The 25576-nt window shown below is 75.0% G+C and carries 23 protein-coding genes; 11 read left to right on the forward strand and 12 right to left on the reverse strand.

Going from position 1 to position 25576, the window contains the following annotated elements; genetic code table 11:
* Positions 1–70: 70 nt before the first annotated feature.
* Positions 71–2056, reverse strand: a complete 1986-nt coding sequence (locus AC6JBM_RS17490; RefSeq protein WP_497984644.1) for a substrate-binding domain-containing protein — start codon at positions 2054–2056, stop codon at positions 71–73.
* A 117-nt stretch (positions 2057–2173) separates the two neighbouring features.
* On the opposite strand from AC6JBM_RS17490, the gene AC6JBM_RS17495 reads away from it, so the two are divergent.
* Genes AC6JBM_RS17495 through AC6JBM_RS17505 form a run of 3 tightly spaced genes read left to right on the forward strand, consistent with a single transcriptional unit; the run spans position 2174 to position 4820 of the window.
* Positions 2174–2818, forward strand: a complete 645-nt coding sequence (locus AC6JBM_RS17495) for a helix-turn-helix transcriptional regulator (RefSeq protein ID WP_350617767.1) — start codon at positions 2174–2176, stop codon at positions 2816–2818.
* Entirely contained in the window at positions 2815–3915 is a 1101-nt protein-coding gene (locus AC6JBM_RS17500) for an alanine racemase (RefSeq protein WP_497984645.1), read from the forward strand. Before AC6JBM_RS17495 ends, AC6JBM_RS17500 begins: the two co-directional genes overlap by 4 nt.
* Positions 3916–3917: 2 nt before the next feature.
* The gene (locus tag AC6JBM_RS17505) at positions 3918–4820 is read left to right on the forward strand and encodes an ornithine cyclodeaminase family protein (RefSeq protein ID WP_497984646.1); all 903 of its coding nucleotides are present in this window, start codon (positions 3918–3920) and stop codon (positions 4818–4820) included.
* Between the two features lie 123 nt (positions 4821–4943).
* Here AC6JBM_RS17505 and AC6JBM_RS17510 read toward each other — a convergent pair whose 3' ends face one another.
* From AC6JBM_RS17510 to AC6JBM_RS17525, 4 genes are all read right to left on the reverse strand, one after another.
* Positions 4944–5135 (reverse strand): hypothetical protein, encoded by a 192-nt coding sequence (locus tag AC6JBM_RS17510; protein WP_350617764.1) that lies wholly within the window; start codon positions 5133–5135, stop codon positions 4944–4946.
* A gap of 62 nt (positions 5136–5197) precedes the next feature.
* Entirely contained in the window at positions 5198–5926 is a 729-nt protein-coding gene (locus AC6JBM_RS17515; protein WP_497984647.1) for an ATP-binding protein, read from the reverse strand.
* A 389-nt stretch (positions 5927–6315) separates the two neighbouring features.
* Positions 6316–8367, reverse strand: a complete 2052-nt coding sequence (locus AC6JBM_RS17520) for an ABC transporter ATP-binding protein (protein ID WP_497984648.1) — start codon at positions 8365–8367, stop codon at positions 6316–6318.
* A 206-nt stretch (positions 8368–8573) separates the two neighbouring features.
* On the reverse strand, positions 8574–10259 hold the full coding sequence (locus AC6JBM_RS17525; RefSeq protein ID WP_497984649.1) for an ABC transporter ATP-binding protein: 1686 nt from the start codon (positions 10257–10259) through the stop codon (positions 8574–8576).
* 78 nt (positions 10260–10337) lie between these two features.
* On the opposite strand from AC6JBM_RS17525, the gene AC6JBM_RS17530 reads away from it, so the two are divergent.
* The 3 genes from AC6JBM_RS17530 (at position 10338) to AC6JBM_RS17540 (ending at position 13152) form a co-directional block, all read left to right on the forward strand.
* Positions 10338–10868 carry a DinB family protein gene (locus AC6JBM_RS17530; RefSeq protein WP_497984650.1) on the forward strand — a complete coding sequence of 177 codons (531 nt, stop codon included), beginning with the start codon at positions 10338–10340 and terminating at the stop codon, positions 10866–10868.
* Positions 10869–10973: 105 nt separating this feature from the next.
* Positions 10974–11624 (forward strand): DUF2306 domain-containing protein, encoded by a 651-nt coding sequence (locus AC6JBM_RS17535; RefSeq protein ID WP_497984651.1) that lies wholly within the window; start codon positions 10974–10976, stop codon positions 11622–11624.
* Positions 11625–11781: 157 nt separating this feature from the next.
* Complete coding sequence (locus tag AC6JBM_RS17540) at positions 11782–13152, forward strand: serine/threonine-protein kinase (RefSeq protein WP_497984652.1); 1371 nt, start codon at positions 11782–11784, stop codon at positions 13150–13152.
* A gap of 3 nt (positions 13153–13155) precedes the next feature.
* Here AC6JBM_RS17540 and AC6JBM_RS17545 read toward each other — a convergent pair whose 3' ends face one another.
* Complete coding sequence (locus AC6JBM_RS17545; protein WP_497984653.1) at positions 13156–13827, reverse strand: helix-turn-helix domain-containing protein; 672 nt, start codon at positions 13825–13827, stop codon at positions 13156–13158.
* Positions 13828–13859: 32 nt separating this feature from the next.
* Here AC6JBM_RS17545 and AC6JBM_RS17550 point away from each other — a divergent pair, with 32 nt between their 5' ends.
* Positions 13860–14486 carry a CPBP family glutamic-type intramembrane protease gene (locus AC6JBM_RS17550; RefSeq protein WP_497984654.1) on the forward strand — a complete coding sequence of 209 codons (627 nt, stop codon included), beginning with the start codon at positions 13860–13862 and terminating at the stop codon, positions 14484–14486.
* 14 nt (positions 14487–14500) lie between these two features.
* Here the strand turns inward: AC6JBM_RS17550 and AC6JBM_RS17555 are convergent, their stop codons facing one another.
* The 3 genes from AC6JBM_RS17555 to AC6JBM_RS17565 are packed head-to-tail and all read right to left on the reverse strand — an operon-like array spanning position 14501 to position 17154.
* On the reverse strand, positions 14501–15292 hold the full coding sequence (locus AC6JBM_RS17555; RefSeq protein WP_497984655.1) for an FAD:protein FMN transferase: 792 nt from the start codon (positions 15290–15292) through the stop codon (positions 14501–14503).
* Positions 15289–15786: an FMN-binding protein gene (locus AC6JBM_RS17560; RefSeq protein WP_497984656.1), complete on the reverse strand. Its 498-nt coding sequence runs from the start codon at positions 15784–15786 to the stop codon at positions 15289–15291. Before AC6JBM_RS17560 ends, AC6JBM_RS17555 begins: the two co-directional genes overlap by 4 nt.
* A 9-nt stretch (positions 15787–15795) precedes the next feature.
* On the reverse strand, positions 15796–17154 hold the full coding sequence (locus AC6JBM_RS17565; protein WP_497984657.1) for a ferredoxin reductase family protein: 1359 nt from the start codon (positions 17152–17154) through the stop codon (positions 15796–15798).
* Between the two features lie 199 nt (positions 17155–17353).
* Between AC6JBM_RS17565 and AC6JBM_RS17570 the strand changes: the two genes are divergently transcribed.
* Positions 17354–18556 carry an MFS transporter gene (locus AC6JBM_RS17570; protein WP_497984658.1) on the forward strand — a complete coding sequence of 401 codons (1203 nt, stop codon included), beginning with the start codon at positions 17354–17356 and terminating at the stop codon, positions 18554–18556.
* Between the two features lie 126 nt (positions 18557–18682).
* Complete coding sequence (locus tag AC6JBM_RS17575) at positions 18683–21136, forward strand: phosphoketolase family protein (protein WP_497984659.1); 2454 nt, start codon at positions 18683–18685, stop codon at positions 21134–21136.
* 280 nt (positions 21137–21416) lie between these two features.
* Here the strand turns inward: AC6JBM_RS17575 and AC6JBM_RS17580 are convergent, their stop codons facing one another.
* Both AC6JBM_RS17580 and AC6JBM_RS17585 read right to left on the reverse strand, forming a co-directional pair.
* Positions 21417–21743: a hypothetical protein gene (locus AC6JBM_RS17580; RefSeq protein ID WP_497984660.1), complete on the reverse strand. Its 327-nt coding sequence runs from the start codon at positions 21741–21743 to the stop codon at positions 21417–21419.
* A 116-nt stretch (positions 21744–21859) separates the two neighbouring features.
* On the reverse strand, positions 21860–22099 hold the full coding sequence (locus AC6JBM_RS17585) for a zinc ribbon domain-containing protein (RefSeq protein ID WP_497984661.1): 240 nt from the start codon (positions 22097–22099) through the stop codon (positions 21860–21862).
* Positions 22100–22243: 144 nt separating this feature from the next.
* Between AC6JBM_RS17585 and AC6JBM_RS17590 the strand changes: the two genes are divergently transcribed.
* Positions 22244–23227, forward strand: coding sequence for an intradiol ring-cleavage dioxygenase (locus AC6JBM_RS17590; RefSeq protein WP_497984662.1), 984 nt, complete (start codon positions 22244–22246; stop codon positions 23225–23227).
* On the opposite strand, the gene AC6JBM_RS17595 is transcribed toward AC6JBM_RS17590, so the two are convergent.
* The gene (locus AC6JBM_RS17595) at positions 23224–24093 is read right to left on the reverse strand and encodes an aminoglycoside phosphotransferase family protein (protein WP_497986483.1); all 870 of its coding nucleotides are present in this window, start codon (positions 24091–24093) and stop codon (positions 23224–23226) included. The genes AC6JBM_RS17590 and AC6JBM_RS17595 overlap by 4 nt on opposite strands.
* A gap of 93 nt (positions 24094–24186) precedes the next feature.
* On the opposite strand from AC6JBM_RS17595, the gene AC6JBM_RS17600 reads away from it, so the two are divergent.
* A complete protein-coding gene (locus tag AC6JBM_RS17600) occupies positions 24187–25470 on the forward strand; it encodes a sensor domain-containing phosphodiesterase (protein WP_497984663.1) in 1284 nt (427 codons plus the stop codon).
* The last annotated feature ends 106 nt before the right edge of the window (positions 25471–25576 follow it).

Raw genomic sequence — 25576 nt, forward strand, 5'->3', positions numbered from 1 at the left:
CCCGGCCTTGCGGGCCGCGACCATCGACGTATGCGGGACATCGAGCGTTCTCCGGCCGCGTGCGGGCCCGTCAGGCGATCGCGGTGATGGTGAGCGTCGCGGAGTACTCGCCGGGCTGGGTCGTCGACGGGATCCGCAGGTGCAGGCCGGCGCCGAGGACCGTGGTGCCCAGGCCGCCCGCCGCCGGGGCGTGAGCCAGCTCGCTGCCGTCCCGCAGGATCGCGCTCGGGTCGCCCGGCCGCACGTCCCCGGCCCGGTTCGGGGTCAGGATCGCCGGGGTCCAGCTCAGGTACGCGCCGCTGAAGGTGTTCGCGCCGCTCGTGAAGTCGCCCACCTGGCCGGTCAGGCTCCAGCCGGGGCGGGTCTGGTCGCGCTCGTCGGTGATCGTCACGGGGGCGAGGCCGCCCGTCGAGTCGAAGGTGTGGTCGGGCTGCAGGGCGGCCGTCGTGAGCCGGACCGGGACGTCGGTCACGGTCATGGTGAAGACGCCCTCGTCGTGGGGGACGTTCGTCACGATGCTCTCGTCCTGCGGGGCCACGCCCGCGACCGTGATGCCGAGCGGGTTCGAGGTCGACGGCTGGTAGTAGGGGTAGTCCGCCAACGGCTCGTACCGGGCCGTGACGATGTGGAAGCCCGGGTCGAGGATCGCCGTCAGCCGGGCATAGCCGCCGTAGACGGGCACCGGGGCGGCGAGCGGGGTGTCGCGGTCGAGGAACTGGACCGTGCCCGGCGCGCCGACGGGGTAGACCGAGGCGACCAGGCTGACGGCGTCGCCGATCGCGACCTGGTCCGGGCCCGACAGTCCGGTCTGCGTGAGCATGCCGGTGAAGCACGGGCCCTGGCCCTTGCGGTCGCACCCGGCCGGCATCGGGTCGCTCGCGGCGAGCGTGTCGGTGCCGTCGGTCGCGAACGTCGGGTTGCCGGCGCAGGAGTGCACGAAGCCGTCCTCGGTCGGCGGGACCTGCGCGCCCGGCACCTGGCGCAGCTGCCGGTACGCGGCCAGGGCCAGGTTCAGTGGCAGCGGGGCCAGCCCGAGCGCGCTCAGGCCGCCCTGGCCCGGGCACAGCAGGTAGGTGCCGAACTGGGCCAGGGTGAAGCCCTTGGCCGCGGTGAAGCCGAACGCGTCGCCGGTCGGCACGAGCAGGTACGAGTACCACGACAGCTCGTACGTGCGCGGATCCGGGTTCGTGTAGACGCCGGACAGGTCCGCGGTGCCGTCGGGCGCGACCCGCGCGGCGAGCAGCGAGACGCCGACGTGGCCGGCGGTGGGCTCGGTGTAGTAGCCGGCCGAGTTGAGCACCTTCGCCGCCGGCAGGCCCTCGGCCCGCGCGGTGGAGGCGTCGGTGTAGCCGATCGTGCCGTTGGCCAGCGCGACGTATCCGGCCACGCCCACGTCCCCGGGCTGGGCGATCATGTTCGAGCCGTTCAGCACCGGATACGCCGAGGTCGGGGTGCACGGGGTTCGGCCGGTCTGCGCGCAGTACGACTGCCAGATCGGGCCCTGGCGTGCGGCCATCCAGCGGGTGAGCGCCGCGGTCTGGCCGGAGCCCTCGGAGTGCACGACCGGGACGATCGCGATCGCCGGGAGGTTCACGCCGGGGTTGTCGGCCGCGATCGCGGGGTCGTTCCAGGCGGTCAAGCGGCCGGTGAAGATCTTCGCGACGTTCTCGCCGGACAGGCGGAGGTTCGTGATGGTCGCGAGCCCGTTGCGCAGGGTGTAGACGAACGTGGTCGCGACGGCGACGTCGGGCATGTAGGCAAAGGGGCGCGCGGCCGCGGCCGGATCGCCGGCGTCGAAGGGCACGTCGGACGCGGCGAAGTCCGTGTCGCCCGCGGCGAAGCGCTGCCGGCCGCTGGCGTCGCCCACCCGCAGGTAGTCCACGCGCATCCCGTACTGCGCGACGTTGCCGGTCCAGAGGTGGAACGCGTTGGACGCCGTCGTCGAGCCCCCGCCCGTGATCGGCGCGTACACGGCCGCGGCCGCCGGCCGGGCCGAGCCCATGACGGCGAGCGCCAAGGCCAGCAGGACGACGATTCCCCGTGATGATCGCGACACAGCCCGTACGGTGGACCGCCGGAGTGTCGTCGACTGCGGACGGTGGCCGGACGCCAGCAATCCGTTCGGTGAACGGCGGACTTTCTGTCCAGCCACTGGACGTTTACTATAGGCGGCGTGACGGAGGGTGCGGACGCGATTCTGAGCGCGCTGCGGCCGGTCGTGGACGGCATCGCCGCCACGTTCGGGCCGACGTGCGAGGTCGTGCTGCACGACTACCGGCTCGGCGAGCGGTCCGTCGTCGCCGTCGCCGGGAGCGTCACCGGTCGTGCCGTCGGCGGGGCGCTGAGCGAGATCGGGCTGGCCGTGCTCGCCCAGGGCGACGCGGCCGGGAACGACCTCAACTACGTCTCGCGCACCGCGGACGGCCGGATCGTGAAGTCCTCGACGATGCCGTTGCGCGACGGGGACGGGCGCGTGTTCGGGGCCCTGTGCGTGAACGTGGACGTGACCGCCCTGCGGCAGGCCGGGGATCTGCTGGCCGCCCTGGCCGGGGTCCTGCCGCCGCAGGCGCCGGCGACCACGTTCACCAACGACTTCGAGGACGTCGTCGACGCGCTCGTCCGCGCGGAGGAGCTCGCGCGCGGCCGGCCCGCGGCCGGGCTCGGGCGCGGCGAGCGCATCGCCCTGCTGCGCGCGCTGGACGAGCGGGGCGTGTTCCGCGTGCGCAACGCCGTCCCGCGCGTCGCCGACCGGCTCGGGGTGTCCCGCTCCGCCGTGTACGCAGATCTGGCCGAGTGCCGCAGAGAGGCCCAGCAGTGACCACATTGGACGATCCCGAGACCCCGTTCGCGGCCCTCGACCCGCACCGCGTCGAGGCGAACGTGCGGCGGCTGCGCACGCATCTGGAGCGGCTCGGCGTACCGTTGCGGCCGCACGTGAAAACGGCGAAGTCGGTCGAGGTCGCGCGCATGGTGCACGGCGGGGGGCCGGGGCCGGTCACCGTGTCGACGCTCGCGGAGGCCGAGGCGTTCGCCGCGGCCGGCTTCACCGACATCCTCTACGCCGTCGGCATCGCGCCGCACAAGCTCGACCGGGTGCGGGCGCTGCGGGCGAGCGGGGTCGACGTCACCGTGCTGCTGGACAGCGTCGAGCAGGCGTCGGCCGTGGCCGGGCTCCCCGCGCTGATCGAGGTCGACTGCGACGGGCACCGCGGCGGGGTGCGGCCGGACGACCCGGCGCTGCTGGACATCGCGAAGACCCTCGGCGAGCCCCGCGGGGTCCTGACCCACGCCGGCGAGTCCTACTTCGCCGACGGCGACGAGCAGTTGCGGGCCGCGGCCGAGCACGAGCGGGCGGTCGCCGTCGAGGCGGCCGGACGCCTGCGGGTGGCGGGGTTCGCGGCGCCCGTGGTGAGCGTGGGCTCGACCCCGACCGCGCACTTCGCGACCGACCTGCGCGGCGTCACCGAGGTCCGGGCCGGCAACTTCGTCTTCTTCGACCTCGTGATGGCCGGCATCGGGGTGTGCACCCACGCGGATCTCGCGCTCTCCGTCGTCGTCACCGTCATCGGCCACCAGCCGGACAAGGGCTGGATTCTCACCGACGGCGGCTGGATGGCCACCTCGCGCGACCGCGGCACGGCGCGGCAGCGGGTCGACCAGGCGTACGGCCTCGTCGCCGATCTCGACGGCAACCCCTACGAGGACCTGCTCATGACCGACGCGAGCCAGGAGCACGGGATCCTCGCCATCCGCCCGGACAGCGCCGCGAAGCTGCCCGGTATCCCGGTCGGCGCGCGGGTGCGCATCCTGCCGATCCACGCCTGCGCGACGGCGGCGCAGCACGAGCGGTACCACGTCCTCGAGCCCGGCTCGCGGACGATCCAGGCCCAGTGGCCCCGAGTGCGAGGATGGTGACCGTGATCTTCCTGTCCGAGGCGGAGTCCGCCGCCCTGATCGACGAGGACCTCGCGTTCGCGGCGGCCCGCGAGGCGCTCGTCGCCGCGGTCGACGACCGGGCCGAGGTGTTTCCGGCGGTACTGGCGCACGGTTCCGACCCGCGCAACCGGTTCACGGTCAAGTCGGCCGCGTCGCAGACCCTGGCGGGCCTGAAGGTGGGCAGCTACTGGCCGGACAGCGAGCCGCGCCACAACTCGGTGGTGCTGCTGTTCGACCAGGACGCCGGGCGCATCGCCGCCGTCGTGGAGGCGGGGACCGTCAACGCCTACCGCACGGCCGCCGCCGACGCGGTCGCCGCGAGCGTCCTGGCCCGCGCCGACGCCGCGACCCTGGCCGTGTTCGGCACCGGCCACCAGGCCCTCTACGAGTGCGCCGCCCTCGCGCGCGTGCGGCCGATCGCGTCGATCCTGGTCGTGGCCCGCACCCCCGAGCGCGGCGCCGCATTCGTCGAGCGCCTGGCCGCGCGCGGGCTGCCGGGCACCGTGACGCCGGCCCGCGAGGCGTGCCTCGGCGCCGACATCATCGTCACGGCCACGACGGCGACCGCCCCGCTCTTCGACGCGGAGTGGGTGCGCCCCGGCACGCACGTGGCGAGCATGGGCTCCGACGCCGTCGGCAAGCAGGAGCTCCCGCCCTCGCTGCTGCACAACGCGCGGCTGTACTGTGACCTGCCCGCCCAGTCCCGCCGCATCGGCGAGTTCCAGCACGCCGCGGGGCTGGACGTCACCGCGATCGGCGACGTGCTCACGGGCCGGGCGATCGGCCGCGTGGAGCCGGAGGACATCACGGTCTTCGACAGCTCGGGCATCGCCCTGCAGGACCTCTTCATCGCCGAGGCCCTGCTGCGCGTGGCCGGTTCCTAGCCTCGTCCCGGACCGTCGTCAGGCGGCTTCCGCCGCCGGTATTTTTTCGTCCTCAGGCGGCTTCGGCCACCCGGTCCATGGCGGGCACGGCCGCCAGCTTTTCGCCGCAGTCCCGACCTGTCCTCAGGCGGCTTCCGCCACCCGCTCCATGGCGGGCACGGCCGCCAGGACGGAGTCCGCGTGGCGGGCCGCCGGGCAGGGAGCGGGCGAGCCGCAGGCCCGGCACATGCCGTTGGCGGCCCCGGCGGCGTGCCGGGCGAGCAGTTCGGCGGCGGTGTTCGCCAGGATGCTGTCGGACTGGACGATATAGGACACGAGGGCTCCCGCAAATTGATCAAGTGGTGTGACGGCGAGCCCCATACCCCGTTGCAGGCGAATCAATCAATTTTCGTCGGCCGCCGTACGGTGGCCCACACGATCTTGCCGGTGACCGTCGGCGCGCTGCCCCAGGAGGCGCTCATGCCCTCGACGATGAGCAGCCCGTGCCCGCCCGTCTCGAGGTCCGGGTCGCGCAGCCGCGGGAGCGTCGGGCTGCCGTCGCGCACGGCGACGACCACGTAGTAGCGGCCGAGCTCGACGGAGAACCCGATCTCGGTCCCCGCGTGCCGGACCGCGTTCGTGACCAGCTCCCCGGTGACCATGACCACCGGCCCGGCGATCTCGGCCACGCCCCACGCGGCGCAGGCGTCCTCGGCGACGGCCCGGGCCTGCGCCACCGACGAGGACAGCGGGAGCAGGAACGCATGGCGGCGCGACGGCGCCATCCGACCGGCGCGCCCGTCCACCGCCGCCCCGACGGACGGCGCCGTTGCCAGCTGCCGGCACACCGCCACGCGGGCGAGCCGGGCGGCCAGCTCGGGCGGCGCCCCGCACACGACAAGCGCCACGCCGGCCCCCTCGCAGCTGCGCCGGAGCACCGCGAACACCGAGAGCTCGAGATCGTCCACGGCCCGCAGCCGCTCCGCGTCGAGCAGCACGACCTCGGGCCGGACGGTGAGCGCCTTGTGCAGCGCTTGCCGCAGCCGCGGGGCGGTGGCGCGCTCGAGGAGCCCGCTGGGCTTGAGGATCGCGAGCGGATAGTCCTCGACGACGGAACACCGGAACACCAGAGTCCATTTATCGCATCCCGAGATCGGTAAACATCCGATCGCGCTGCGTGCGGGTTTCCGGGGGCCGCCGGCGAGCCGGAGCATCGTTTCGCCGGTCGGGTCAGCGGCTGTCCCAGGCTGGCGTGCGCGCCGTCGGCCGCGCCCAGACTCGGCCTGGGCGCCCTCCCCGGGCCAGCGGGGTCTCCCAGGCTCGCGTACGCGCCCTCCCTGACGACCCGCCCGGGTCGTCGGGACTTCCAGGCTCGTCAAGGTGCGCGTAGGCGCCCTCGGCCGCGGCCAGCTCGACGCGCGGGTGCCCTCCTCGTCAGCGGGTCTCCCAGGCTCGCCAGAGGCGCGCGTACGCGCCGTCGGCCGCGACCAGCTCGGCGGCGTGGGTGCCCTCCTCGTCAGCGGGTCTCCCAGGCTCGCCAAAGGCGCGCGTACGCGCCGTCGGCCGCGACCAGCTCGGCGTGGGTGCCCTCCTCGGCGACCCGCCCGCCGTCGAGCACCACGATGCGGTCGGCGGTCGCGGCCTGGGTCAGGCGGTGCGCGACGACGAGCGTCGCGCGGCCCGCGGTCGCGGCCAGGGCCGAGGTCTCCAGGTGACGGGCGCCGAGGCTGCCCGCCTCCGCGGTGGCCTCGTCCAGCACGGCGACGGGCGGGTCCGCGAGTACGACCCGGGCGAGGGCCAGCTGCTGAGCCTGAGCGGCGGTGAGCGGATGGCCGCCCTCGCCGACGACGGTACGCAGGCCCTCGGGCAGGTCGCGGGCCCAGCCCAGCGCGTCGACGGTGGCCAGCGCCGCCGACACCTCGGCGTCGGTCGCGCCCGGGCGGGCCAGGCGCAGGTCCTCGACCAGCGGGCCGGCGAAGACGTGCGTCTCCTGGGTGACGACCGCGACCCGGGCGGTGCTGGGCGGCCGGCCGCCGACGGTGACGATGCCGGAGCGCGGGTGCAGCAGCCCGGCGGCGATCGCGGCCAGCGTCGACTTGCCCGCACCCGTCGACCCGACGAGCGCGACGCGGGTGCCGGGGGCCACATGCAACGTGACGCCGTGCAGGACATCGGTGCCGTCGTCGTACGCGAACGTGACGTCGCGCAGCATCAACCCGACTTGACGAAAATCAACATTGACAATCTCGACATGACGACAATCCAGATCGTCAACGTCAGCAGCGCGAGCGTCAACGTCAACGTCAGCAGCGCGAGCGTCAACGTCAACGTCAGCAGCGCGAGCGTCAACGTCAACGTCAGCAGCGCGAGCGTCAACGTCAACGTCAGCAGCGCGAGCGTCAACGTCAACGTCAGCAGCGCGAGCGTCAACGTCAACGCCAGCGGCGCGAGCGTCAACGTCGCAGGCGTCAACGTGAACGGTGCGGGCGTCAACCGCAACCGTGCGCGCGTCAACGTCAGCAACACGGGCGTCAACGTCAACAGCGCCAGCGTCAATGTCGACAGCTCGGGCGTCAGCGTCGGCAGTGTGGGCCGCAGGGACTTCGAGCACGCCGACCAGCCGGGCCAGGGCCGCGCCCGCCGCCTGGATGTCGGCGGCGCTGAAGAGCAGGCCGCCGATCGGGTTGAACAGGCGGTGGAAGAGCACGGCCGCGGCCGCGGTCTCGCCGACGGTCACGTGGCCGGCGCGCACCAGGAGGTAGCCGGCGACGACGATCGCCAGGACCCCCGCGAACTCGGCCCGGTTGACGCGCCCGACGAGCCGCGTGAAGAGCTTGAACACCGAGTACTCGACGTCGCGCGCCCGGGCCGAGGCCGCGTCGATGCCGCGGCGGTGGCGCTCCTCGAGCCGGTACGCGTGCACCGTCGGCCGGCCGAGCATGCTCTCGACCAGCAGCCGGGCGCGGTCGGCGATCGCGATGCGCTGCTGCCGGTAGCCCGGGGCCGAGCGCGGGAGGTACCAGCGCAGGCCCAGGACGTACAAGGGCAGCGAAACGGCGGCGGCCAGGCCCAGGCGCCAGTCGATCCCGGCCATCGTGGCGAGGCTGAGGACCGCCAGGAGCACGGAGGAGATCATGGTCGGGAGGATCTCGGACACCACGCGGTGCACGGCCGCCACGTCGGGGCCGACCCGGGCGAGCAGGTCGCCGCGGCCCGCGCGTTCGAGCGTCGCGGACGGCAGCCGCAGCGCCCGCTCGACGGTGGCCTCGCGCAGGGTGGCCAGCAGCCGGCCGCCCGTCCGCGCGACGAGGTACGCGGCGAGCCCGGCCGTGAGCCCGGCGGCGAGCGCGGCGGCGCCGATGACCGCCCCGATGGCGGCGAGGGCCGACGGGGAGGCGCCGGCCCGGACGCGGTCGACGAGCACGCCGAGCGCGGAGACCGGCACGATCGCGGCGGCCGCCCCGACCAGCCCGACGGCGAGGGTGCCGGCGACCTCGAGCCGCCGCCGGCCGAGCTCGCCGCGGACCCAGCGCCAGGTGCCCCGGGCCGAGGCGATCGGGAGCATCACCGCAGCACCGTCCGCGCGCAGGCCGGCCGACCGGCGCCGCGGATCCGGCGCCAGGTGTCCCGCGCCGAGGCGATCGGGAGCGTCACCGCAGCACCGCCCGCGCGCAGGACGGCTCGCTGCCCCGGACCGAGGCGATCGGCAGCGTCACCGCAGCACCGCCCGCACGCAGGACGGCTCGCTGCCCCGGGCCGAGGCGATCGGCAGCGTCACCGCAGCACCGCCCGCGCGTAGGACGGCTCGGCCGCGCCCAGGGCGGCGTGGGTGCCCGCGGCGTGAACGCGGCCCGCGTCGAGGACCACGACCCGGTCGGCGACGGCGAGCAGAGCGGGGCTGCTGGTGACCACGAGCGTCGTCAGGCCCCGGCGCAAGGCTCGCACGCCGAGCGCGACGGACTGTTCGGTGACGGCGTCCACGGCGGTGGTCGGGTCGTGCAGGACGAGGACCGGCGGCCGGGCGAGCAGGGCCCGGGCCAGGGCGATCCGCTGCCGCTGGCCGCCGGACAGCCCGGCGCCGCGCTCGTCGATGGCGTGCTCGATGCCGGCCGGGTGGGCGGCGAGGACCTCGTCGGCGGCCGAGGCCCGCAGCGCGGCGGCGAGCGCGTCCGGGTCGGCGCCGCCGGGTGCGAGGTTCTCGGCGAGCGTGCCGGCGAAGAGGTCGGTGTGGTGCGGCTCGACGTGCAGCAGCTCCCGTGCGGAGTTCAGCTCATGCAGCGGTACTCCCCCGAGCCGCACCTCCCCGTCGAACTCCCCGGGCGCGACCCGCCCCGCGAGCAGCCCGATCAGCGCCTCCGCGTCGGCCGGCCGGTAGGCCACGACGCCCACGAACTCGCCGGGCCGCACGAGCAGGTCCAGCCCGTCGAGGGGGCCGTGGCGCACCCCGGCCAGCTCGAGCGTGACGTCGTCGCCGGCCGGCGCGCGGGTGGGCTCCGGCCGCACCTCGGGCGCGTTGAGCACCAGCGCGACCCGCTCGGCCGAGCCGCGGGCTTCCGCGATCCAGCTCGGCACGATGGCGAGCATGCCCAGCGGCTCCATGAGGAACTGGGCGAGGCCGATGACGGCGATGAGCTCGCCGACGGTGATCCGGCCGGTGAGCGCGAACCAGCCCGCGAGCACGGCCACCCCGCCGGCGAGCAGGCCGCTGGTGGCGGTGGAGGCGGCCAGGTACGTGCCCTGGGTCCGGGCCGCGCGCAGCGACGCGGCCAGGGAGGCGCGGCTGACCTCCCGGTAGCGGCGGGCCGCGGCGCCCTCGGCCCCGATGCCGCGCAGCGGGCGCAGGCCCGTGACGAGGTCCGTGGCCAGCGACGAGGCCCGGCCGGCGAGGTCCTGCTGGGCCTCGACGCGGCGGGCGATGCGCGGGCCGGCGAGCTGCAGCAGGCCGAGCACGACGGGCGTGCCGCCGAGCACGGCGACCCCGAGGCGCCAGTCGACGGCGACGAGCGCGACGGCGCTGATCAGCGTCGCGGTCACGGCGCCGGCGACGCGGGGCGCGTAGTCGAGCAGGTAGGAGACGTTGTCGGCGTCGGTGGACGCGACGGTAAGCAGTTCCCCGGCGCGCAGCGGGGTGCGGATGCCGCGCGGGTGCAGGATCTTCGCGGCGAGCTCGTCGCGCAGGAGGTACGCCTCGTCGGTGATGGCGCGCATGAGGTGGCGGCCGCCGAAGCGGTACGCCAGCGTCAGCAGCCCGAAGAGGACGGCCAGGGCGCCGATCCAGGCGATCAGGGCTCGGCCGTCGCCGGGGGCCACCGCGCGGTCGATGCCGACGCCGATGAGGATCGGCACCATCGACTCGCACAGCTGGTGGCCGCAGTAGAGCAGCGTGCCGAGGCCGAGGTGGCGGCGGTTGCGGGCGAGCGCCCGGCGCAGGATGCCGGAGGCGTGCAGCGGGGCGGTCACCGGAGTGAGGGTAGCCTAACCTGGGCGCACCGCGGCACCGGGCCCACGCCCGGGCCGTTCGGGCGCGATACTCGTCGGATGGACGAGCACGGACGGCCGGAGCCGCCGCCGGACGGGGACGAGGCCGCGACGCTGCTGGGGTTCCTCGACTACCAGCGCGCGACGCTCGCGTGGAAGTGCTCCGGGCTCGGCGCGGACGCGCTCCGGGCGACCGTGGGGGCCTCCCCGATGACGCTCGGCGGGCTGCTCAAGCACCTCGCGTACGTCGAGGACGACTGGTTCGCGTACCGGCTGGACGGCGAGGAGCGCCCCGAGCCCTGGGCCGGCGTGGACTGGGCGGCCGACCCGGACTGGGAGTGGCACTCGGCGGCCGGGGACGGCCCCGAGGAGCTGCGGCGGCTCTGGCGGTCCAGCGTGGCCGAGGCGCGCGAGCGGACCGCCGCCGCCCTGCGCGACGGCGGGCTCGGGCGGGTGGCGGCCCGGCCCTGGGCCGATGGGCGCAGTCCGAGCCTGCGCTGGATCCTGTGCCACATGATCGAGGAGTACGCGCGGCACAACGGGCACGCCGACCTGCTCCGCGAGTCGATCGACGGCGCGACCGGCGAGTGACGGCGCGGCCCCCGGCGGGCGGAGTTCGCGGTACGCAGATTTGCGTACGTCCGCACCGACGCTGAGGCGACGCTCGATGCCGGGCCGCCGTCCGATGATCGGACCGTGACAGATCAAGCGCTCCGGCGCCGCCGCACGCTCCTCGGGCTGCTCGTCGTCGCGATCGGGTTCGCGGTGGTGCTCGCGTGGCCGTACCTGAGCCTCGACCCCGCCGACGGCCGCCTCGACGTGCGCGGCGGCCCGCACTACGCCGTGCTCGTCGTGCACATCTTCACGGCGGCGGTGGCGCTCGTGATCGGGCCGCTGCAGTTCATGCCGGCGGTACGGGCGCGCCGGCGGCTGCACCGGACGCTCGGACGGGTCTACCTGCTCGCCGGGGTGCTGCCCTCGGCGATCGCCGCCGTCCCGGTCGCGATCTGGTCGGGGCGGCCCGTCACGCAGGCCGGCCTGACCACCGCGGCGGTGCTGTGGCTGGTCACGGGCGTCCTCGCCTACCGGGCGGCCCGGCGGCGCGACTTCACCGCCCACCGGGCCTGGATGCTGCGCAACTACGCGCTGACGTTCCTCGCCGTCACGTCCCGGCTGCTCGTACCGCTGCTGCTGCTCGCCCAGATCCCGTTCGGCGGCGCCACGGCGGGCGAGATCGGCGAGCGCGCACCGGCGATGATCCCGATCGGTCAGACGCTGGGCTGGGTCGTGAACCTGCTCGTGGTCGAGCTGCTGGTCATCCGGCGTTCGCGAGCCCGGGCGGCCTGATCGTATCGGCCCGGGCGGCGGCGGGCCCGGCCGCGAGCGCGATCGTTGTGCGCAAGCAACGAAATTTGGCCGAGCATTGCCTGGTAGGAGCGTTGCCGCGGACCGCCGGCGCCGCTGCCGAGTCGCGCGTCGCGTGATCGGATGCAAAACTACGTCGATGCAAGTGCGGGTCCTGGGCGGGCGGTACCGGCTCGACGACATCCTGGGCGTCGGCGGCGTGTCGACGGTCTGGCGGGCCCGGGACGAGGTGCTGGCCCGGGACGTGGCGGTGAAGCTGCTGTCCGGCCGGTACGCGAGCGACCCGGCGTTCCGGCTGCGCAGCCGGGTGGAGGCGCAGGCGGCCGCGGCGCTGTCGCATCCGAACATCGCCCAGGTCCACGACTTCGGGGAGACCGTCGAGGGCGGGCTCCGCACGCCGTACATCGTCATGGAGCTCGTGCCCGGCCTGCCCCTGGATCAACGGGTCGCCGCCGAGCCGCTGTCCCCCGCCGAGGCCCTGCGGATCTGTGCCGAGGTCGCCGCCGGCCTGGCCGCCGCGCACGCCGCGGGCCTGGTCCACCGCGACGTGAAGCCGGCCAACGTCATCCTCGCCCCGACCGGCGCGAAGGTGGTCGACTTCGGCATCGCCGCGACCGCCGACTCCGGCGACCCGGACGAGCAGCTCCTGGGCACCCCGGCCTACCTCGCCCCGGAACGCATCGTCGGCGACCCGATCACCCCGGCATCCGACGTGTACTCCCTGGGCATGCTCCTCTACAAGCTGCTCGCCGGTCGCCTGCCCTGGTCCATGTCGCGGCCCACGGAGACCCTCGACGCCCACCTCTTCGCCGAGCCGCCGCCGCTGCCGAAGCTGGACGGCGTACGGCCGGAGGTCGCCCACCTGTGCCTGCGCTGCCTGGCCAAGGACCCCGCCGACCGCCCCACCGCCGCCGAGGTGGCCACCTTCCTCGCGACCTACGATCCGCCGGCTGCCCCGGCCGGCACCCCGCCGCCGCGCCGGCGCGCCCTGCTCGTCGTCCTGGGTGGCGCGGCCGCGGCCGGCCTGCTCGCCTGGGCGCTGTTCCCGGCCTCGGACCAGCAGGTGCCCGCCGCGGCGCAACCGGCCCCGTCGCTCGAACCGACGACGGCGCCGGGCAGCACGCCGCCGGCGGAGCCGTCCTCGGCACCCGCGGCGGCCGTCCCCTCGGCCCGGCCGGTGACGACGACCGGCCCGGCCCCGGCATCCGCGGCCGCGCCTCCGGCAACGCCGACGGGGACGGGGACGGGGACGGCCTCGCCCGAGGCGGTGCCCGGGCCGCCGCGCACGTTCACGTCCGAGGGTGGCATCGTCCAGGCCCGGTGCACGCCGTCGGGCCAGGCCGAGCTCACGTCGTGGTCGCCGACCTCGCCGTACCGGGTCGACTGGGTCAACGCCGGCCCGGCGGTCGCGGCGGTGGCCGCGTTCACGCACGGCAACCGGTCGATCGACGTGACGGTCACCTGCGACGGCACCACCCCGACCGCGACCTCGACCAGCCACGGCGGCTGACCCTCACCGGCCCGGGATCGGGGTGAGGAACAGCCCGAGCTGATGCGTGGGTGCCTCGCCGTCGGCCGGGACCGCGCCCGCCCAGCGGCCGAGCACGGCCATGAGCTCTCCCTGCAGGGCCTTGGCATCGTCGTGCGTCAGGCGCAGCGGCACCCAGTTGAACATGACGGCGGGCCGGTCCGGGCCCAGCAGCGCGGCCGGGTCCCAGTCGCCGCCATCGGGGGCGAGGTCCAGGCGGATGCGACCGGCGTCGTCGCGGTACAACCGGACCACCCAGTCGCCGAGCCCGGCCCGGCTCGCCAGTCCGGCCAGTGCGGCGAGGAACGTCTCCCGCATCGGCTCGTCGACCAGCCGGAAGAAGTCCCGCACGTCGCCGTCGGGCAGCACCATGAGCGGCGCCCGCACCTCGTCCGGGGCCCGATACGCGGTGACCGCGCGGCCGGCTCGGGCCCGCGTGCCGGCCGCGCGCAGCAGCCCGGCGCGCAGCATGGCCTGCACGCGGTACGCCACCTGCTCGACCGGCACCCCGAGCGCCCGGGCGGCCTCCCCGGGCGTGCACGGCCGCGCGAGGAACGGCTCCAGGAACCGGCGCCGCTGCGGCTGGAGCACCATCCGCGCGGCCGCCGCGTCCGCGACGGTGAGCACCTCACGCCTACTCGAATCCGGGCCTGTCATGTTGAGCAGGGTAGGCGACACCGTTTCGGGCCATGACACCTCTGACACCGCTGTCGTGGCCGCGCGCCATCGCCCTGCACCTGCTGCCGGGCGCCGCCGGCGCCCTCGTGTTCGCCGCCCTCGCCCCGGTGCTGGCCGCCGCCGGGCTGCCGCTCGTGTGGGGCATGTTCGCCGCGGTGCTGCTCGTCCTGGCTCCGGTCGAGCTGTATCTGGCCCGCTCGGTGCGCCCCGCGTTCGCGGTGTCGTGGCGGGTGCTGCCGGCGACGATCGCGGCCGCCGCGCTGCTGCCGGGGCTCGTGCAGTGGCTGGAGCCGGCGCCGTGGTGGCCGCTGACGGTGGACACCGCGCGGCCCGGCTGGCAGGTCGCGGTGACCGTGACCGGCTGGGTGGTGTGCTTCGTGCTCGTCGGCCCGGTGGCCGAGGAGGTGTACTTCCGCGGCTATCTCCTGCCGCGCCTGCCGGCCCGGCCCGCGCTCGCGGCACCGGCGAACGCGGCGCTCTTCGCGGCGTACCACCTGTGGCAGCCCTGGACCTGGCTCACCGTCGCGGTGTTCGCGCTCCCGCTCGCGGTCGCGGCCGGGCGCCCGCGCGGGCTGCCGGCCGCGGTGCTCGCCCACGTCCTGGTGAACCTGGTCATGCTGGTCGCGATGGTGCGATAAGGCGCGACGCGGGCCTACGCGGCCGGGGCCGGCCAGTGCTCGGTCACCCGCACGAGGCCGGACGCCGAGACGAGCAGGGCCGCGTGGCCCTCCAGCGTGCCGAGCCAGGGCAGGCTGCCGGGGCCGCGGGCCACCGCGGCGGTCGCGTAGACGTCGGCCCACAGCAACTCCGGGCCCGTCACCGTCACCGCGCGGACCGCCGACGCCGGCCGGCCCGTGGTGGGGTCGACGATGTGGTGGCCGCGGTGGGCGGTGCCGGAGGTGGCCACGGCGCCGTCGCGGCGCTCGAGCACGTGCAGCAGGCGGGCGCGGTCGTCGGGGTGCTCGATGCCGACCCGCCACGCCGGGTGGTCGTCCTCGGCGTGCACGAGGACGTCGCCGCCGGCGTTGAGGCACCAGGAGTGCCGCCGCAGCCGCCGCAACCGCTCGGCCGCGCGCTGCACGGCCCAGCCCTTCACCAGGCCGGACGGGTCGAAGCGGGGCGTGCCGGTGCGCGGGTCGGGCAGCCCGCGCGGGTCGAACCAGCCGCCCGTGCGCTCCCGCGCCCGCTCGCACAGCGCGAGGACCTCGCCGAACGCCGGGTCCGCCGCGCCGGCCGCGAGCTCGCCGCGGGCCCAGCGGTTCAGGTCGCTGTCGTCGCGGTACGGGCTGAAGACCGCGTCGGCGTGGCGCAGGTCGGCGAAGACGGCCTCGACACCGGCCCGGACCTCGGCCCCGTCCGGGTCGTCGCCGCGCACGTGGATGCTGACCGGCAGGCCCATGATCTGCTGGACCCACGCACGCCGCGGGAGGGTCGCGGTGCTCATGCGTTCAGGTGGGCGGCGTCGAGGGCGGCCTGCAGCGACTCCTTGTAGCCGTCGCTGGTGACCGTGGCGCCGGAGACGGTGTCGATGTCGGCGCTCTGGGCGGCGATGGTCTCCTGGACCAGGGTCGGCAGGGCACGCGCGTTGATCTGCCGGTCCTTGCCGTTGCCGTTCGGGTAGACGGGCACCGACACGGCGGTGATCTTCCCGCCCGCGACGGTGATGCTGACCTGGACGTCGCCCCACCGGGTCGGCGCCACCGAGCCCTGGTAGGTCGTCCCGCTCGCGGTGCCGTCCCCCGACCCCGACCCCGAACCGGTGCCGGTGCCGGTGCCGGTGCCGGTGCCGGTGCCGGTGCCGGTGGTGGACGAGGACGTGGTGCCGGCCGCGGTGGCCGGCGTGGCCGCGGTGGTGGTGGAGCCGAGGCTCGTGCGGTAGCTGAAGAGCAGCACGACGGCCGCGAGGGTGGAGAGCAGCCAGAGGGTGATGCGTCGCAAGGAAGGCTCCTACCAGGCGAACTGTTCGGTGTGGATGGGACCGGCTCCGGCACCGCGGGCCGCGGTCGTCGCGGCCCCGGTCCAGGCGTCGGGGCCGCAGACGTAGACCCGCGCGCCGGCGATCTGCGGCGCGAGGTGGTGCAGGGGCGGGGCGCCGGCCGGCAGCCACGAGGTCTCGTGGGCGCGGGGGCCGAGCAGGTACACGATCCGGACGCCGCGGTGGCGGGCCAGCCAGTCGAGCTCGGCCCGGAAGGCGAGCTCGGCCTCGCTGCGGGCCCGGTAGACCAGGGTGGCCTGCCCGGGGGCGTAGGGCAGCTCGCCGAGGAGGGCCAGCAGCGGGGTGACGCCGATGCCGCAGGCCAGCATGACGACCGGGCCGCCGGTGTACCGCTCCCCGGTCAGCTTGCCGTAGGGGCCCTCGATGAGCGCGCGGGTGCCCGGCCGCAGCCCGGCGACGCGGGCGCTGCCGTCGCCGAGGTCCTTGACGGTGATGCGCAGCACGCCGGTGTGCGGGGTCGCCGACAGGGAGTACGGGTGGGAGCGGGACCAGCCGGGCCCTTCGAGGAACCGCCACTGGAAGAACTGCCCGGCCCGCACCGGCAGCTCGGCGAGGTCCCGGCCGCGCAGGTACACCGAGGTCAGGCCCGGGCCCTCGGGGACGACCCGGTCGACGACGAGCCGGTGCCGCCAGTTGCGCCACGCGGGCAGCCCGAGGCGGTAGAGCACGACGGCGCCGGCCGAGACCGCGTAGAGCGTCCACCAGTAGGCCCGCGACCACGGCGAGGAGACGAAGTCGGTGCCCGTCCAGATCTGGTGCGGCAGGGCCAGGCCGACGCCGAGGTACGCGTACAGGTGCAGCAGATGCCACGACTCGTAGCGCAGCCGCCGCCGGGCCGCCCGCATCGACGTCACCACGACGAGCACGAGCAGCAGGGTTCCCGCGGTGGCCAGCAGCATCCCCGGGTAGTCGACGACCAGGTCCCACAGCTCGGCGAGCACGTTGACGTGCGCGTCGCCCGCGTAGCCGATCGTGATGAGCACGATGTGCGCGAGCATGAGGTGGAACGAGGTGAACCCGGTCCAGCGGTGCCAGCGGGCCAGGCGGTCCTGCCCGAACGCCCGCTCGACCACCGGCACCCGGGCCATCAGCAGCACCTGCAGCAACAGCAGGTCCGAGGCGAGCAGCCCGGTGAGCCGGCCGAGCGAGTCCGTCCACGACTCGGCCGCGGCCTGCACCCCGCCGCCCGCGACCCATAGCGCGGTCACCACGAGCAGGCTCACCCACGCGGCCGCACCACCGGCGTCGGCCCACCATCGGGGGGTGGCGGCGCGCACGGCGCGGGCCGGTGAGGCGAGGGTCGTCGTCATGACCGTAACCATCGGCGACGATCCTGTGAACTGGCCTGCGCAGGTCTAAGAATCCCTTAAGAGGCGCGGGCCCTCAGCGCCAACCGTGAGGACGCCGGCGGGGCCTCGGCGGCGGGCCGGTGCCGCCGACCTGCGCACCGGCGGGGCGAGCACACTCAGCCCCTCACCATCCCACCGGACGGGCCTCTATGCTGGCGCAATGCCGCGCGACCCGGGGACCGTGCCGCGCGGAGCCTGGCGCACCCTCGCCGCTTGCAGCGGCCTCGCGGCGCTGCTGCAGATCGATGGCACCCTCGTCGCGGTCGCGCTGCCGGACGTCGGGCGGTCGCTGCGCACGGCCCCGCAGCCGCTCGGCTGGGTCATCACCGTGTACTTCCTGGCGTTCGCGCTCCTGCTGCTGCCCGGCGGCCGGCTCGTCGACCGGTTCGGGGGACGCCGGGCCGCGCTGGCCGGGCTCGCGCTGTTCGCGGCCGGGGCCCTGCTCGGCGCGCTGGCCCCGAGCTTCACGGTGCTCGTGGCGTCGCGGGCGCTGCAGGGCATGGGCGCGGGGCTGGCGAGCCCGGCGGCGCTGTCGGGGGCGGTGAGCGGCTTCCCGCCGGAGCGCCGCGGCACCGCGCTGGGCATCTGGGGCGCCGCGGCCGGGGTCGCCAACATCGCCGGGCCGCTGCTCGGCGGGCTGCTCACCACCGCCTTCGGCTGGCGGGCGGCCTGGTGGGCGCTGCTGCCCCTCGCGGCCGCCGCGGCCGTCGCGGTCGCCCGCCTGGTCCCGGGCCGCGCGCCCGACGCCGGGGCCGAGCCGGCGGCCGGGGTGCTGCGCCGCCGCGCCGTGCTCGTCGCCGTGGCCGCCGCGGGGCTGAGCTTCCTCGTGATGATCGGGGTGTTCTTCGTCATCGAGCAGTACCTGCAGGACTCCGCCGGCTACAGCCCGCTGCTCGCGGCCGCCGCGCCGATGGCGATCGCGGTGTGCGTCGGGGCGGTCGGGCCCGTGGCGGGGCGGCTGATCGACGCGCGCGGGGAGCGCCCGGTGCTGCTCGGCGGGTTCGCGGTGGCGGGCGCGGGCCTGGGCTGCTACGGCCTCACGAACGCGCCCCTGCACGGCCTCGGCGCGCTGCCCCTCGCCGTCCTGCTCGGCCTCGGGCTCGGCCCCCTGTTCGCGGGGGTGTCGCGGGCCGGGCTCAATGCGGTACCGCAGCGGCATCACGGACGCGTGTCGGCGCTGATCTCCGCGGGCCGGCTGCTGGGGGCGGGGCTCGGGGCGGCGCTCGCGGGCGTGGCGCTGCGCGACGGGGCCGGCGCCGAGGACGTGCGCACGGCCCTGACCAGCGGCGCGGCGCTGTGCCTGCTCGCCGGTGTGCCGCTGGCCGGGTCGCTGCGCGGGCGCCCGGCCGGGGAAACCTTCTGAGTCCTCCTCATCGCTCCCGCGCCTGCACGGCCACGTCGTCGTGCAGCCCGAGGCCGGCCGGACGCCTCCCGCGCGGAGCGAGCGGATCGCGGTCTACACGGCACATGTCGGGGTAGCGGCGGCCGTATGACGACTACGACCGCCGGTCCGACCATCGTCGAGGGCCCCGCGCCGCTCGGCCCGGCCCAGGGCGTGCTCGACCGCGACCGGCTGGAACGGCTGGACGCCTGGTGGCGGGCCGCCAACTACCTGTCCGTGGGCCAGATCTATCTGCTGGACAACCCGCTGCTGCGCGAGCCGCTGCGCCCGGAGCACATCAAGCCGCGGCTGCTGGGCCACTGGGGCACGACGCCGGGACTGAACCTCGTCTGGGCCCACGCGACCCGGCTCGTGCGCGAGCGGGACCTCGACGCGGTGTTCGTCGCGGGACCGGGCCACGGCGGGCCCGGCCCCAACGCGGCCGCCTGGCTCGAGGGCACATACAGCGAGCTGTACAGCCACATCAGCCAGGACTCCGAGGGGCTGCGGCGCTTCTTCCGGCAGTTCTCCTTCCCCGGCGGCGTGCCCAGCCATGCGGCCCCGGAGACACCCGGCTCCTTCCACGAGGGCGGGGAGCTGGGGTACTCGCTGCTGCACGCGTTCGGGGCCGTGCTGGACAACCCGGGCCTCGTCGCGTTCTGCGTCGTCGGCGACGGCGAGGCCGAGACCGGTCCCCTGGCCGCCAGCTGGCATGTCGGCAAGCTGCTGGACCCGGCCCACGACGGCGCGGTGGTGCCGATCCTGCACCTCAACGGGTACAAGATCGCGAATCCGGCGATGCTGGCCCGCATTCCCGAGGACGATCTGGTGGCGCTGCTGCGTGGCTACGGGTACGACCCGGCGCTCGTGGCGGGCGACGACCCGGCCGACGTCCATCAGCAACTTGCCGGTGTCCTCGACCGCGCCGCCGACACGATCCGGGAGATCCAGGAGGTCGCCCGCGACGGCGGCGACCTGGTCCGGCCGGTGCGGTGGCCGATGGTGGTCCTGCGCACGCCCAAGGGCTGGACCGGCCCGGTCGAGGTCGACGGCCAGCCGGTGGAGGGCACCTTCCGCGCCCACCAGGTGCCGCTGCCGGGCGTGCGCACCGATCCCGAACACCTGCGGGCGCTGGAGCGCTGGATGCGCTCGTACCGCCCCGAGGAGCTGTTCGACGCGGACGGGCGCCCGGTGCCGGCGCTGCTCGACTCGAACCCGGTCGGCGACCGGCGCATGAGCGCCAACCCCCACACGAACGGCGGGCTGCTGCGCAAGGACCTCGAACTGCCGGCCTGGCGGCGGTACGCCGTGGAGGTGCCGAACCCGGGCACGATCGCGCACGAGGCGACCCGGGTGCTCGGCCGCTGGCTGCGCGATGTGGTGGCGATCAACCCGGACTCGTTCCTGATCACGGCCCCGGACGAACTGGCCAGCAACCGCCTGCAGGACGTGCTGGAGGTGACCGGTCGCCGGTGGAACGCGCTCGACGAGCCCGGCGACGACCGGCTCGACCCGGCCGGGCGGGTCGTCGAGCTGCTGTCCGAGCACGTCTGCCAGGGGCTGCTGGAGGGGTACCTGCTCACCGGCCGGCACGGCCTGTTCACCTGCTACGAGGCGTTCATCCACATCGTCGACGCCATGCTCAACCAGCACGCGAAGTGGCTGGAGTCGGCGGCCCGCATCCCGTGGCGGCGGCCGCTGGCGTCGCTGAACTATCTGCTGTCCTCGCACGTGTGGCGCCAGGACCACAACGGCTTCACGCACCAGGACCCGGGCTTCCTCGACGTGGTGCTGAACAAGAAGCCGGAGGTGGTCCGGGTCTACCTGCCGCCGGACGCGAACACGCTGCTGTGCACCTACGACCACTGCCTGCGCAGCCGTCACTACGTCAACGTCGTGGTCGCCGGGAAGCAGCCCGCGCTGTCGTACCTCTCGGCCGAGGACGCCGCCCTGCACTGCGCCCGCGGGCTGGGCATCTGGTCGTGGGCCGGCACCGAGCCCGTGGGCGTCGCGGACGCGGAGCCCGACGTGGTCCTGGCCTGTGCCGGCGACATCCCGACGCTGGAGACGCTGGCGGCCGCCGCGATCCTGCGCGAGCGGCTGCCGGACCTGCGCGTCCGCGTCGTCAACGTGGTCGACCTGATGCGCCTGCTGCCCGACTCGCGGCACCCGCACGGGCTGCCGGACCGCGAGTTCGACGCCATGTTCACCGCCGACCGGCCGGTGATCTTCGCGTTCCACGGCTACCCGTGGCTCATCCACCGGCTGACGTACGCGCGCGGCAACCACGAGCACCTGCACGTCCACGGGTACCAGGAGAACGGCACCACGACCACGCCGTTCGACATGGTGATGCTCAACAACCTCGACCGGTACCGGCTCGTCATCGACGTGGTCGACCGCGTGCCGGGCCTGGCGGTGCGGGCGGCGCCGCTGCGCCAGGAGATGGCGGACGCCCGGCTGGAGGCCCGCAGCTATACCCGCGACCACGGCGAGGACCTGCCCGAGATCGCCGGCTGGACCTGGCCCGGCGATCCGCCCGCCCCCCGCCCGACCTCGTGACCGGCGTCACACCGGCCGGTGGAATCGCGATGGGCCGGGCATCGTTACGTAGAGCGTCGGTGTGACTGTGTCCCAGGGCCTCAATCACATTGCCTTCGCGGAATACCGTTCGGCTGGAGCCGCGTCGCGCCACTCGCCATTAGGCGACCACACACCGGCCCTCGCAACGGCGGCCCGGCACCTCGTGGTGCCGGGCCGTCTTGCTGCCGGTGCGGCGGCGATCAGGTGAGCGCGCCGAGCAGCGACGGCCGCGGCCGCCTTGCCGACGGTGCGGGGGCGGTCAGGCGAGCGCGCCGAGCAGTGCGGTCGCGGCCGATGCGCCCAGGCTCGCCTCGGCCGGCCGGTCGTCGTCGATGACCACGGACGGGCACGGCGCCGGGCTCGAGGCCCCGATCAGGATCGCGCCGCGCAGGTCCGCGTCCTCCGGCGGCGCGCCGCGGCCGAACCGGACCACGAACCCGTGGCGATCGAGCGTCTCCACGATGCACTCGACGACCGCGGCCCACGGACCCGTCAGCGGGTGCGGGCAGCGGACGTACACCACCCCGGGTAACTCGCGCTCCGGCGCCGGCAGCTCCCGCACGCCGGCGATCGCCGAGTTCGGCATGGCTCTCCTCTCTAGGGAGAGCGCTCTCAGCACCACCTCGGGCAAGGTGTCACAGCCGCTTGAGAGCGCTCTCAGCACAAGCTTGGCGGGACCGCCGGTGGAGTGTCAAGCGAGGCTCAGACGGCCGCGAGCCGCTCCGCCTCCTCGCCGCTCACCTTCGTCGCCGACCGGCAGGCCGGGTTCTGGCACTCGACGAGGTGCTTGACGCGGATCGGGAAGAGCGGGATGAAGAACAGGCTGAACTTCGTGACTTCCCGGACGAGCGGCAGGCGCTGGCTCTGCCCGCACACCCGGCACACGAACGCCACCCAGCGCAGGAACTCGCGCTTCGTGCGGAACCCGAAGATGACCAGCATCGCCGCAGCTTACGCGGCGAGGTCGAGCCGCGTGGCCCGCGGGCTCACAGGCGGCTGCCAGGTTGCCCGCAGCGGCGTGCCAGCCGCCGCCGACAACCTTGGCCCACAGGAATTGGTCGGAGTGTATCGAGCGGAGGTCCGGTCGTGGGACACGGCAAGCAGGACGGGCAGCGGCCCACGTATGAGGGGCGGCCGTTCGCCCGGCCCGACGAGGAGCTCGTCGACCAGGGGCTCGGCTTCGACATCGGGACCATGGTGCGGCGGCGGCAGCTGCTGCGCATGTTCGGGCTCGGGGCGGCGGTCGTCGGGCTGACGGCCGCGTGCGGCGACGAGCTGACGGCGGCCCCGTCGGGCAGCACGAGCACCGGCGCGAGCACGAGCGCGAGCACGAGCGCGAGCGGCGGGACGGCCGCCGGGGAGATTCCGGACGAGACCGCCGGACCATATCCCGGCGACGGTTCCAACGGGCCCAACGTGCTGAACCAGAGCGGCATCGTCCGCGGTGACATTCGATCCAGCTTCGGTACCGCCAGTGGCACCGCGGCGGGCGTGCCCATGACGCTCGAGCTGTCCATCGTGGACATGGCCAACGGGGACAAGCCGTTCGCGGGCGTGGCCGTCTACGTGTGGCACTGCGACCGCGAGGGCCGGTACTCCCTGTACTCGCAGGGCGTCACCGACCAGAACTACCTGCGCGGGGTGCAGATCGCGGACGCCTCCGGCAAGGTGCGGTTCACCAGCATCTTCCCGGCGTGCTACTCGGGGCGGTGGCCGCACATCCACTTCGAGGTGTACCCGGACCAGGCGAGCATCACCGACTCCGCGAAGGCGATCGCCACCTCGCAGGTCGCGCTGCCCAAGGACGTCTGCGACACCGTCTACGCCACGTCCGGCTACTCGGCCTCGGTGCAGAACCTGAAGCAGGTGACGCTCGACAGCGACAACGTGTTCGGCAACGACGGCGGGGCGCTGCAGCTCGGCACCGTCACGGGCAGCGTGAGCGCCGGCTACGCCGTGGCCCTGACCGCGAAGGTGGACACCCGCACGACACCGGCCGGCGGCGGTGCCCCGGGCGGAGGTCCTGGCGGCGGGGGTCCGGGAGCCGGGGGCCCGCCGCCGAGTCGTTAGGCGGCGAGGATGCGCGAGAGGGTCCTGCGGCCGATGCGGCTCATCGCGGGGTGGCTGTCGCGGTAGTACCAGACCACGCCCATCGCCTGCACGAAGGCCCACGCCCGGCCGCGCTCCCACTCCGCCTCGCCGCAGCCGAGGCGCGATCGGAGCGCGGCCCGGGGCGCGGCGTCGAGCAGGTGCCAGGCGCCGACGAGGTCGAGGGCCGGATCGGCCGGGCCGAGGCCACCGACGTCGAGCACGCCCGTGAGCCGGCCGCCGGACACGAGCACGTTGCCGGGCATGAGGTCGCCGTGGTTCGTCACGTCCGGGGCGTCGCCGCGCGGCAGCTCGCGCATCCGCGCCCACAGCCGGCGCAGCCGCGGCACGTCCAGCAGCTCGGTGCTGCGCGCGAAGCAGGTCTCGATCCACGCGTCGTGCGTCGCGATCCGGCCGCCTCTGCCGGTACCGCCGAACATGCCGCCATCCGTGGGGATGCCGCGCGTGTCGGCGATGAGCTCGGCCAGGTCGTGGGCGAACGCGACGGAACCGGCGACCGCCTCGGAGGCGACGGTGCCGGGCACCCAGCGCAGCACCGACCACGGCAGCGGGTACCCGGGCCCGGGCGAGCCGAACGCGACCGGGTGCGGCACCGCGAACCGGGTGTGCGCGGCGAGCCTCGCGGCCGCGTCGGCCTCCGCGCGCAGCTGCGATGCCGAATCCGGCCGCAGCGGGAACCGGGCGACGAGCTCGTCGCCGATCCGGAACACCGCGTTGACCGTGCCGGGGGCCAGCTCCCGCACCGGCAACTCCCGCCACTCGGGAAACTGCCCGGCGATGAGCCCGCGCACCGTGGACAACGACAGCGGCAACTGGTCCGGATGCATCAGCACACCGCAGCGTAGCGAGGCCGCCGCGAAAACGCTCAGAGTCGGGTCCGGCGGGCCGATGACCCACGCGACCCGGCACGGAGGTGGCGCGTGGACTACGAGTCGGACGCTCGTGCGCAACTGCAGCGGCTGCTGCGCTTCGCCCGCACCCAGCTCGGCATGGACGTCGCCTGGATCTCGCGGTTCAGCGCCGACGAGCAGGTGATCAGGCTCGCCGACGGCGCCCTGGACCAGATGCGCGTCGTGCTCGGCGAGGGCCGCCCGCTGGCCGGCTCGTTCTGCTCCCGGGTGGTCGCGGGCACGCTGCCGCCGCTGGTCCCCGACGCCCGGCGGCATCCGGTCAGCCGGGACCTGGACGTCACCGCCGAGATGGGCATCGGCTCGTACGTCGGGGTGCCCTGGCGCGACGCCGACGGCCGGACCGCGGGCATGCTGTGCTGCGTGAGCCGCAGCCCCGCCCCGGCGCTCGGGGACCGGGCCGTGGACTTCCTCGCGCTGCTCGCCGAGGTGGTCAGCGGGCACCTCAACCACACCACCGCGCTCGGCCCGGCCCACGCCGCGACCCAGGACCTCGCCGCGCTCGACGTCCGGATGGTGTTCCAGCCCGTGGTACGGCTGGCGCCCGACACCGTGGTGGCGTACGAGGCGTTGGCGCGCTTCGACGACCCGCGCTTCCCGACCCCCGCGCACGCGTTCGCCGAGGCCAGCCACGCCGGGATGGGGGCCGCGCTGGAGCATCTCGCGGTGCGGCGCGCCCTCGAGCACCTCGACACGATGCCGGACGGCACCTGGCTCGGGGTGAACCTCTCCGCCGAGGCCGTGCTGACCGCCGAGATCCAGGCGACGCTGCTGCGGCAGGCGCACCGCCGCATCGGCATCGAGCTGACCGAGCACACCCAGGTCGGCGACTACGGGCGCCTCGTGACCGCGACCGACCGCCTGCGCGACGCGGGCATCCAGCTGGCGATCGACGACGCCGGCGCCGGGTACGCGAGCCTGCGCCACATCCTGCAGCTGCGCCCCGACGTCATCAAGCTCGACATCGACCTCATCCGCCAGGTCCACGCCGACCCGGTGCGGCAGGCGCTGACCCGCTCGCTCGTCTCCTTCGCGGCCGACATCGGGGCGTCGCTGATCGCGGAGGGCATCGAGACCCGCCAGGAGCGCGATGCCCTGCTGGAGCTCGGTGTCACGTTCGGTCAGGGGTACTTTCTCGGTGGACCCGGCACCCTGCCCTCCCGCGGCCTCGACCTTGGCGGACGCGGCACCCTGCCCTCGCGTGGCCTCGACCTTGGCGGACCCGGCACCCTGCCCTCCCGGGGCCTCGACTCCGACTCGGGTGCGCTCGCGCTCTTCCGGCCGGGGCTTCGCTGACACGCGGCCGGCGCCCCCGGTCTCCGCGCCTTCGGGTGCACTCTCGGCCGGAGCTTCGCTGACACGCCCTTTCGGGGTGTGCTTTCGCTCTTACGGCCGATCGAAA

This window comes from Dactylosporangium thailandense, assembly GCF_059739745.1.